The organism is Microvirga sp. P4_A5 (genome assembly GCF_056402495.1).
Genome location: NZ_JBFUHH010000130.1, coordinates 1 through 9,837 on the forward strand (window position 1 = coordinate 1; position 9,837 = coordinate 9,837).

A 9,837-nucleotide genomic window follows, 5' to 3' on the forward strand; every position below is an offset into this window, starting at 1 on the left:
AACTCCTGATCGAACCTGAACGACCCCTTGAGATCGATCTCCCTGGCCATGACAGCGTTTGCAGGCACTGAAATCAAGCCACCGGGCAAGTTGCCGATTTGCACGACCGTGCCCCCGCGGCGGACGTTGAGTATCGCCGAGGAAAGACCGGCGGCGGTACCGGAAACTTCGAACGCCACGTCGAAGGGTCGGATCGCAGCAAGGTTCTCAAGAGCATTGCCGCCGCCTGRGATGTCGACGACATGGTCGGCGCCAAGGCGTTGCGCGAAGGCCAGTGGAGCAGCAGCAACGTCGACCACGGCGATTTCCGACATCCCCGCCAATCGGGCGGCAAGCATCGTCAGCAGGCCGATCGGACCAGCGCCGAACACGATTCCTCGCGTCCCGGCGACAGGCCCTGCGCGTCTCACGGCATGCAGGCATACGGCGAGTGGTTCCGCAAGCGCAGCCGCCTCAAGGGGCGTATCAGGTGAAATCTTCACGCACTGAGATGGAACGACATCGAAATAAGTGGCAAAGCCGCCTTGCATGTGCGGGGTCTTCGAGGCCGAGCCCATGAAATAAATATTCTCGCACAGATTCAGGCGCCCTTCCCGGCATCGCGCGCACGTGCCGCACCATCGCGAGGGATTGACCGCCACCCGATTTCCCGCGCTCAGACCTGCTGCCGTGCCGGCGATCTCCACGATCTCACCCGCGATCTCGTGACCGAGAACCAAGGGAGACTGGACAATAAAATCGCCGGTGCGTCCATGCCGAAAGTAATGCATGTCCGAACCGCAAATCCCACCGGCTCCAAAGCGGACGCGGACCATTCCGGACGCGAGCGGCGCCAGCCGACCTTCCACCATGCGCAGATCCTCGGCCCCGAAAAGTGTCGCTGAAAGAACAGATTCGGTCATTTGGCCACTCCCATTGTTCGCGGCAGCCACAGCGTCAGTTCCGGTATGTAGGTAATGGCGATGAGCGCCAACAGGAGAGGAACGAGCCAGGGCAAGATGGCAACGGTCGTTCGTTCAACCGAGAGTTTGGCGACGCGCGCGAGCACGAACAGCACCATTCCCAGCGGCGGATGGAGAAGTCCGATCATCAGATTGAGCGTCAGGATCAAGCCAAAATGGATCGGGTCGATGCCGAGCTTGAGGACGATAGGAAGAAGGATCGGGACGAGGATCGTAATTGCGGCAATGGTGTCGATAAAACAACCCACGAATAGGATCAAAAGGTTTGCGAGGAACAGAAATGCCCACTTGTTTTGGGTGATGCCAAGGATCGCGTCAGAGAGGATCTGAGCGGCCTGGCTCACTGTGAGAAGCCAAGCAAAGATCGAAGCCGCAGTCACGATGAACAGGACCGATGCGGTCGTCTCGATCGTGTCGAAAGTGGCTTTGGCCAACGTCCTCATTGTCATGGATCGATATCGCACGAGTCCGAGAAACAGAGACCAGATTACGGCGGCGACGGCCGCTTCCGTGGGAGTAAACAGCCCCAAGGTCATGCCGCCGATAAGGATGACCGGCGCCATCAGCGCCATCACAGCTGAAAAATCGAAATACCAGTCGAGCGCCATAAGGACCGCGAGCGCAATTCCAATAGCGAGGTTGGTCGATACGCCGACCTGCATCATCAGCCAGACCGCAAGGGGGAAGGCCATAACAATCGCCACTTCCAGCGTCGCACGTCCCAGCTGACTCCAGGAGAATGGGCTGTCGCTGCCCCAACCGTTTCTATGTGCGAAGAATGCAACCGTGGCCATCATCATGAGCGTCATGACCACACCAGGTATGACCCCGCCAAGGAACAGCGCTCCAATCGAGACGTTCGCCATCATGCCATAGATCACGAACGGCAGAGACGGGGGAATGATGGGCCCGAGTGTGGCCGAAGCCGCAGTCACGCCGACAGCGAATTCGGTCGAGTAGCCATGATCCTTCATCGCCTTGATCTCGATCGTGCCAAGCCCGGCCGCATCCGCGATCGCCGTGCCGGACATACCCGAGAAGATGACCGAACCGATGATGTTGACCTGCGCAAGCCCGCCCTTCATCCACCCCACAAGTGCGACCGCGAAACTGTAGATGCGTCCCGTCACGCCGGCGATGTTCATCAGGTTCCCGGCGAGGATAAAGAACGGCACCGCGAGAAGCGGAAAGCTCTCAACACCGGCAATCATGCGTTGAGCCAAGATCACATCAGGTGCGATCCCTGTCACGGTGATGTAAAGCAGCGACGATACTGCCATCGACAAGGCGACCGGCAGGCCCAGTATCAGAAGGGCGAGAAACGAACCAATGAGTATCAGCATGGGCCCAGTCCAATAGGGATTCGGGAAATTTCGGTGTCGCTCGTGGTCAAACCGTCGGCGCTGTCTCGAAGGCCTCCGGCCTCTCAAGGATCGAATAACCACGGCGCCAGTTTTCGATTGAGACCTGGACCGACCTGATGAACATCATGACGAATCCAACGAGAACGAAGCCGTAAATCAGGTTCTTGGGCAGCATGATGGTCGTCATCGTCTCGCCTTCCACGATCTTCATGAATTCCCACACGAGGTAAGCCGCATAGGCAAAGAAGGCKGTGCGAAGAGCATCGATCATAGTCGCTAAAACCCTTGCAACGCCTGCCGGCAGGTAGCGAAAAATCAGATCGACCTGGATATGACGTCCAAGGCGGACACACATGGACGAACCGACGAATACCACARCCACCAGACAATACGTGGCAATTTCTTCGGTCCAAGCGAGCGAGTCGTTGAGCACGTAACGGGTGAAGAACTGTAGAAAAACGGCGAACGCCATCACCCAGAACAAGATAAGACAGATCCAATCTTCGACCGCATATTGACTGAGATCGACCTCGGGAGATTGTTCGTCGAACGTGTGCGCCAGTTCCTCAGCCGAGACCTTTGTGTGGACCTCCGGTGTCATCACCTTCTCTCCAGAAATTTTCTGATGCTTGGGACGTTCGACGAAGATAGAAACGGGCGCTTCGACTCAGGATCCCGCCAGGCTCGGATGCTCCTGGCGGGGATCGTCACGAACTATAAAGCGGGTTCACTCTTGATCGCTTGGATCCGATCGTAATCTGCCTTGCGATAGCCGAAGGACTCGAAGGTGACATTTTTCAACACGGTCTCCTTGAAGTCGTTCTTGTCGACCTCGGTCACCGTCAGACCCTTCTGTTTGAAGAAGTCTACCAATTCTTTCTCCTTGGCCTGTATCTCGGCCGTCGCGCGCGCGGCTGCCTCCTGCGCGACATCCGTGAAGATCTTCTTGTCGTCGTCCGAAAGTTTCTTCCACAAGCCGGAGGAAATAACCGTGTTGAGATGATCAACGATATGGCCTGTCAGGGCGATGTGCTTCTGAACTTCGTAGAATTTTTTGGCCTCGATCGTCGTGAGTGGATTTTCCTGAGCTTCGACCGTACCGTTCTGAAGAGCGAGGTACACCTCCGCGAATGCAATTGGCGCGGTGTTGGCGCCACAAGCGCGCGGCATCGCAAGGTACGCCGGCACGTCAGGGACCCTAATCTTGAGGCCTTTCAGGTCAGCACATGTCTTGATCGGCTTGTTCGACGAGGTATGGCGAGCACCGTAATAGGTCACCGCCAATATCTGGTGACCCGTCTTGTCGGCATAACCCTTCGCAAGCTCTGTGAACACGTCGCTCTTGGTATAGGCGAGGAGATGGTTGGCGTCGCGGAAAACGTACGGATAGTACGTGACGCCAATCGGCGGAAAACTGCGGGCTGCGAAACTCGAACCCGACACGATAATGTCTACGGAACCCAGAGAGAGGCCCTGGTTGAGGTCCGTTTCTTTGCCCAGCTGAGAGGCTGGATAGACGTCGACCTGGTATCGCCCGTTGGTGCGTTTCGCAATTTCCTGGCTCGCCCAAACCGATTGAGTGTGAAACGGTTCGGATGTCTCGTAGACATGCGCCCATTTCAACTTCGTCTGAGCCTCGGCTGCACCGGCCGTGATCGTGAGGCTCAGTGCTGCGGCAACGAGTGCGGGCCATTTTCGAGTCATACTTGCTTCCTCCTGTAAGCTTTGATGGGCAGTTCGCGCGGATTGGCCGCTGGACTGCGAGCATCGGGCGGGTTCTCGCCCGAATGGCATGGAGGTCTGAGCGGCTCGCCGAAACCTCGTGAGAAGCGCTCCTGCGAAAGCCCCAAATGCTGTCGCATGGCAAAACACGCTAATTTTGGGTCGGCGGCTGCGATGGCGTTACGGATCGTTCGATGCTCTGCTAGCGCTCGGAGCCAGGTACTATCGTCCTCGAAATAGCTCGCCAGGCGCTCGAAATAAGGGTTGATGCGCTGATCAAAGAGCTGTCCGACGAACCGGATCAGCACCTCGTTCTCAAGCACCGCCGCGATGGTCACATGAAACTCTCGATCGAGCGCGATCCACTCGTCGTTGCGCGCCCCGCATCCTGCCATTCGCGACAGGACTCGATCAATCGCTTCGATGTGTTCAGGGCAAGCAAGCATGGCAGCTTCGCTTGCCACCGACGCTTCGATGATCTCGCGCGCCTGCAGAATCTCGAAGGTTCCGCTTGGCGGCACCTCGGCAACCCACCTTGGCGGGGGGCTTCCCGAAGTAGCTAAGACATAAATCCCAGAGCCCACGTTTATTCGAACGAGCCCTTCGACTTCAAGCGCGATAAGCGCCTCTCGCACGCTCGGCCGCGAGACGCGAAGKGTCTCCGCCAGTTCGCGTTCGGAAGGCAGCCTTCCTCCGACTGGAAACTCACCGTTATTGATCAGCTCACGCAGGTGCTCAGCGATTTGCCGATAGAGCCGACGCGGTTCAACGGCCTTGAGTGGCAAGGTCCCTCTCCTGTGGTCGTTCCCATCCTGCGCCGCTTGTATCGGCTCTTTGTTATTGGTCAGTCCAATTTACCAGAAAGAGAAACGCAGGTGCCGCCCTGTGTCAAGGYGATTACCGAGCATTCGTCCATCGCATTGCTTTGAGATCATGTGCCATGTTCGGATCGCCAGCGCAGATCCACCTTGTCGAAGCCGACGCCTGCTCCTCGCAGTAGCGATGAACGGTGAATCGCTCGGCCAGTGCCTTCTCCATGCTTGGCGTCATGGCATAAAGTTGCAGTAGCTGTTTCTTAGGTATCCAATCGTTCTGCTGTTGGGTTCTCTACTCAGAGCGTCGCAAGGACCCCGCCATCCACATAGATAACCTGACCATTGACAAAGTCGGAGGCGGACGAGGCAAGGAAGATCGCGACGCCCTGCAGTTCCTCGACGCGCCCCCAGCGTCCCGCAGGCGTGCGTGTCTTCAGCCAAGCGTCGAATTCCGGATTGGCGACGAGATCCTTATTGAGCGGCGTATCGAAGTAACCGGGACCGATGGCGTTCACCTGCAATCCGTGACGGGCCCAATCGGTGCACATCCCGCGGGTGAGATTCTTCACTGCTCCCTTGGTTGCGGTATACGGCGCGATGGAGTAGCGGGCAGCCTCGCTTTGCAGACTTGCGATATTGATGATCTTGCCACGCTTACGAGGGATCATGTGACGAGCCACCGCCTGGCCGACATAAAAAACACTGTCGAGATTGGCATGCACGATTTCGTGCCACGTCTCCACGGAGAAATCCTCTAGGGGTGCGCGCCGCTGGATCCCCGCATTGTTGATAAGAATATCGATCGGGCCTATGCCGGATTCGATCGCGTCAACGCCCGCCACAACGGCGTTGTGATCGGTAACATCGAATATCGCCCTAGAGACCGCAGCGCTCTCGGTCGAAAGCCGTTCGACGGCAGCGTTGAGACGGTCTTCATTGCGTCCGTTTAGAATGACATGGGCGCCAGCGCGAGCGAGCCCTTCAGCCAGAGCATAGCCAATTCCCTGTCCCGCTCCCGTCACCAGTGCGATCCGACCGGAAAGATCAAACAGCTTGAGGCTCATCGTCAAAACCTATCATGATAGATATTCCCTATAATGCGGTTGATTTCGGATGCGGCTCCAACAGAGGCGGATCCGGCCGGGATCTAGTTGCCATACGGACCTTCATAGCTCTTGCGGCCGAGCGCCGGTGCAACGACGTCGCTGGCCAACTTTAATCGGAAGGGTCATGTCCCCGCCGAGTCCAAGCTGGACGATGATAGCTCCCGGCCTTCGCGCCGACAAAGCCCCATCGAGCGCCGATTGCTGGCCGGATCTCTCAAAAAGCAAATCAAACGTCCCGCGGTGGTTCCGCCGGAAACCCGAGACTCTGGTCGCTCCGATCACCCGCCTGTTGCCGTCTCATGCTTAACGGTCGCGACACCGAAGCAGCGGACAGGTATTTCCTTCCCGTTACGATGACAGGCCACCCGAAAGTTTCAGGATCGGCTCGACCGCTGGGTTCAGCCTGCTGAGAGCCAAACTTCAGCCGAGACTAGAGCGAGCGGACGATCGGTTTCTGGAAGAAGCCCTGGAGACAGTCTTTGCCCGGGCCATGAAAATAGATCCGGCCCAGGCACACGAAGGAACCATCCGATGYCTCCGGCGATTGAGCCGACATCCAGGAGGACGACATGGCAGGCAAGGCGAATTTCACGCCGGAGGAATGGACCCGGATCGTGGCAAGTCCGATGGTGGCGGGCATGGCCATCACGGCAGCGGATCCGAGCGGTCTTTGGGTTTGCTGAAAGAGGCGTTCGCCGGCGGCCAGTCGCTTCTCGCGGCCAAGCAGGACGCCAGCGCCAATCCGCTGGCCAGGCCGTCGCGGACGACATCACGGTRCCTGAGATCCGGACGGCAGCCAGGGACCGTCTCCAGGACCAATTCAAGGGCGCACAGATCGGCGATATGAAGACTCGGGCYATCGAAGAGCTTCGCGCCGTCTCCSTCCTYGTCGATACGAAGGCGCCAGAGGACGCGGCCGGTTTCAAGACATGGCTTCAAGCGGTCGCCCAGAAGGCGGCGGAAGCAGGCAACGAGGGCGGATTCCTGGGCTTCGGAGGCGTCGCGGTCAGCGAAGCGGAGAAAGCGACCCTCGTCGAGATTTCCTCGGCGCTCGGCAGCAAGACGTCTTTCGCCTAATTCACTTCGCCACCTTGTTGTCTTCGGCATGAAGGCTTCACGCGACCCCGACCTTCATGCCCCGATCGAGGTCATCGTTTTTGCCATAGGCGGTTCCGATCTTGGGGTTTCGAACGGCGTTATCGAAGCGGACGTTCGAAGCGGCGTGGTCTAGACACGCTGCCGCACCCGGTGCGTCTGGACCGGGGGCTGACTCCGTGCCTATGCGGGCAGGACGACCACTTTCGTCTTGACCGGCGTCCGTGAGTACAGGTGCATCATGTCCTGACTGAGGAGGCCGACGCAGCCGCTTGTGACGCCTGTGCCGATCGACTCTGCCTCGCTGGAAGCGTAAATCGTGTAGAGCGTGTAAGCGCCGTTCTGATAGAGATAGAGCGTGCGGGCACCGAGTGGGTTGTCGAGGCCGCCCGGCATGCCGCCGGCGTATTTGGCAGCCTCGGGCTGGCGCCGGATCATCTCCTTGGGCGGGGTCCAGGTCGCCCATTCGGCCTTGCGCCCGATATAAGCGTCACCGCTCCACCGAAACCCGTCGCGGCCGACATTGGCGCCATAGCGGGTGGCGGATCCGTCGTCCTCGATGCGGTAGACGTAGTAATTGCCGGGGTCGACGATAATCGTACCGGGGGCCTCTTTGGTGTCGTAGCGCACTGTCCGGCGATAGTATTTTGGATCGACCTTGCTGACATCGACCGCCGGGATCGGGAATTTCTCGTCGGGCACCGGCCCGTAGACCTTCGCCGCCTCGGCGAAGCTCATGCCGTCGGATGTCGCGCAACCGGCGAGCCCTAGCGCGCCGAGACCGGCAGCAGAGCCAAACAGAAACGACCGGCGGTTGAGAAGCTCCGACCGGAGCCCAAGCCGAGCGACCTCGTCAATCTCGCCGACAGCGGCAATTTCACCGTTCCTGATCATGATTTGAGAGTCTCCCCATGTCTTGTTGCCCGACCAACCAATACATCGACATGCACCTGCTGATCTCCTTGCTGAGGTGAGATTGGTCTGACAGGGCCGGAATGGCAAGCTTGGCCTTCCAACTCTCTAAAATGGAGCGCGGATGGGATTGAACCATCGACTCGCTGACTAAAAGTCAGCACCCGTCCCTAATCAGTAGCTGCCTTTCCATCACATTCGTACGCCAGACCAGAAGACGCGGCTACGGCCCGTGCGATCGAGTCCCTCCGAACTGCCATGGAGAATCGCCGCATGGAATCGGATGACGAGGAGGACATCGACCTTTCGATTTTCTTTCGTTATAGATGCGATTCAACGGCTCCTTGTCTCCATAGACGGCACCTGTGCCGTCCATTTGGAGCTGCTAAAAAATGATTGCGCTGTGGGGAGGCAAACTCGCAACCGCCTTCAGGGTCTCCTCCAACGACCGCTCGCCGTAAAAGAGCAATTCAACCTTTTTCTCCAGCAGCGGACCCAGCACCCGTTGCATCTCGCCAGCCCAAATCTGCTCGGCACGTGAGTTTCCGTTGATCAGCGCGATGGTCTTCGTCTCCGGCAACAGCCGCAGAATGTTTTCGAACAGGGCGACTTGATTCAACCGAATCCCTACTATTGCGTTTTGCTCGGACAACAGGGATGCATCCTTCATCCTCAATGTGCACGATGCGGTCATGCGGCCTCCATGATGCCCATCCGCCGCCTGGGATTTACCGGCGCCCGATTATAGCATCCAAGACAGCTACCTCGTGGCTCTCATAGGGGCATCCCTCCCGCGTCCGGCGCTAGACCATTGTCCGCCGTTCTACTCGCTCGTGGCCATCGAGATGCCTCCCATGCGATCCGTGATCACCCGGAATAATGCACGGCGCCAAAGCTCGCCCAGATCCTCCATATCATGAACGAGCTTATGCTCATGGCTGGGAACCAAATGCCAACACATGGCGATTCCCTCGTGGCGGTTGGTGACCCTGGCGCGCAATCTCATGTCTAGGTGAGGACGGCTGTCGAATATCCATGTCGCACGTTGGCTCGAACGAATGAATAAAACCCTGCTCACAGGTCAATACGCCAAAAACTCTGCCCGTCATCTGCGATGCCCATCCGCGAACCGGACCGAATCCAGGTCTCACTTCGCGTCGACCTGATCGGCCGGGCGCCCGAGAAACGTTTCGGCGGCTAGCGACGCTTTGATTTCGTTCGCTAGTGGTAGACCGGATTCGAAATCAGACACGCTCGTAAGGGTCGTCTTGAGTATCGTTCCCACTGCTTCGCGCGTAAGAAATGCCTGATGTCCTGTGAGTATCACGTTTGGGAGCGAGACGAGGCGCTGGATCACGTCGTCAGGGATCACTGTGCTTGACAGGTCCTTGAAGAAGAGACCAGCCTCCTGCTCATAAACGTCGATGGCAATGCCGCCGAGCCGGCCGGACTTGAGCGCATCGATTGCCGCCTCGGTATCCACCAGACCGCCGCGGCTCGTGTTGATCAGGAGCGCTCCCTTTTTCACCCGGGCGAGTGTTTGTGCATTGACGATGTGGTAGGTGTCCGGGGTCAGCGGGCAATGAAGCGAGATGACATCTGCGTCCTCGATTCCGTCAGCGTCCACATATCGACCGCCGATCCCCTCGAATTCTGGCGAACGATGGAGATCGAAGCCTATCAGATGGCAGCCAAACCCTGCCATGATCCGGGCAAAAATCCTGCCGATCTTTCCAGTGCCAACCACCGCCACGGTACGACCGACGAGATCAAAACCCATCAGGCCATCGAGGGAAAAATTGCCTTCTCGAGTGCGGTTATAGGCTCGCGGAATCTTTCTGTTAAGTGCGAGAAGCAACCC

Annotated in this window: 10 protein-coding genes and 1 pseudogene; 1 reads left to right on the plus strand and 10 read right to left on the minus strand. The window is 58.2% G+C overall.

All coding sequences use genetic code 11. The annotated features are described in order from the left end of the window. The 7 genes and pseudogenes from AC1DVM_RS21120 to AC1DVM_RS21150 form a co-directional block, all read right to left on the minus strand. Positions 1 to 902: L-idonate 5-dehydrogenase (locus AC1DVM_RS21120; protein ID WP_477257751.1), on the minus strand; the 902-nt coding region annotated here is incomplete at its 3' end. Then, entirely contained in the window at positions 899 to 2,305 is a 1,407-nt protein-coding gene (locus AC1DVM_RS21125; RefSeq protein ID WP_477257753.1) for a TRAP transporter large permease, read from the minus strand. The genes AC1DVM_RS21125 and AC1DVM_RS21120, both read right to left, overlap by 4 nt. A 46-nt stretch (positions 2,306 to 2,351) precedes the next feature. After that, positions 2,352 to 2,927 carry a TRAP transporter small permease gene (locus AC1DVM_RS21130; RefSeq protein WP_477257755.1) on the minus strand — a complete coding sequence of 192 codons (576 nt, stop codon included), beginning with the start codon at positions 2,925 to 2,927 and terminating at the stop codon, positions 2,352 to 2,354. Between the two features lie 113 nt (positions 2,928 to 3,040). Next, a complete protein-coding gene (locus AC1DVM_RS21135) occupies positions 3,041 to 4,030 on the minus strand; it encodes a sialic acid TRAP transporter substrate-binding protein SiaP (RefSeq protein WP_477257757.1) in 990 nt (329 codons plus the stop codon). Continuing rightward, positions 4,027 to 4,833 carry a FadR/GntR family transcriptional regulator gene (locus AC1DVM_RS21140; protein ID WP_477257759.1) on the minus strand — a complete coding sequence of 269 codons (807 nt, stop codon included), beginning with the start codon at positions 4,831 to 4,833 and terminating at the stop codon, positions 4,027 to 4,029. The genes AC1DVM_RS21135 and AC1DVM_RS21140 overlap by 4 nt, the downstream gene beginning before the upstream one ends. Positions 4,834 to 5,159: 326 nt before the next feature. After that, positions 5,160 to 5,927 (minus strand): SDR family oxidoreductase, encoded by a 768-nt coding sequence (locus tag AC1DVM_RS21145; protein ID WP_477257761.1) that lies wholly within the window; start codon positions 5,925 to 5,927, stop codon positions 5,160 to 5,162. A gap of 153 nt (positions 5,928 to 6,080) precedes the next feature. Next, a pseudogene (locus AC1DVM_RS21150) lies at positions 6,081 to 6,218 on the minus strand (L-idonate 5-dehydrogenase); the annotation flags it as partial. Between the two features lie 594 nt (positions 6,219 to 6,812). Here AC1DVM_RS21150 and AC1DVM_RS21155 point away from each other — a divergent pair. Beyond that, the gene (locus tag AC1DVM_RS21155; RefSeq protein ID WP_477257763.1) at positions 6,813 to 7,046 is read left to right on the plus strand and encodes a hypothetical protein; all 234 of its coding nucleotides are present in this window, start codon (positions 6,813 to 6,815) and stop codon (positions 7,044 to 7,046) included. Positions 7,047 to 7,247: 201 nt separating this feature from the next. Here AC1DVM_RS21155 and AC1DVM_RS21160 read toward each other — a convergent pair whose 3' ends face one another. The 3 genes from AC1DVM_RS21160 to AC1DVM_RS21170 all read right to left on the minus strand — a co-directional run. Further along, positions 7,248 to 7,958, minus strand: coding sequence for a L,D-transpeptidase (locus tag AC1DVM_RS21160; protein ID WP_477257764.1), 711 nt, complete (start codon positions 7,956 to 7,958; stop codon positions 7,248 to 7,250). A gap of 403 nt (positions 7,959 to 8,361) precedes the next feature. Further along, complete coding sequence (locus AC1DVM_RS21165) at positions 8,362 to 8,670, minus strand: hypothetical protein (RefSeq protein WP_477257766.1); 309 nt, start codon at positions 8,668 to 8,670, stop codon at positions 8,362 to 8,364. 453 nt (positions 8,671 to 9,123) lie between these two features. After that, positions 9,124 to 9,837: NAD(P)-dependent oxidoreductase (locus AC1DVM_RS21170; protein WP_477257768.1), on the minus strand; the 714-nt coding region annotated here is incomplete at its 5' end.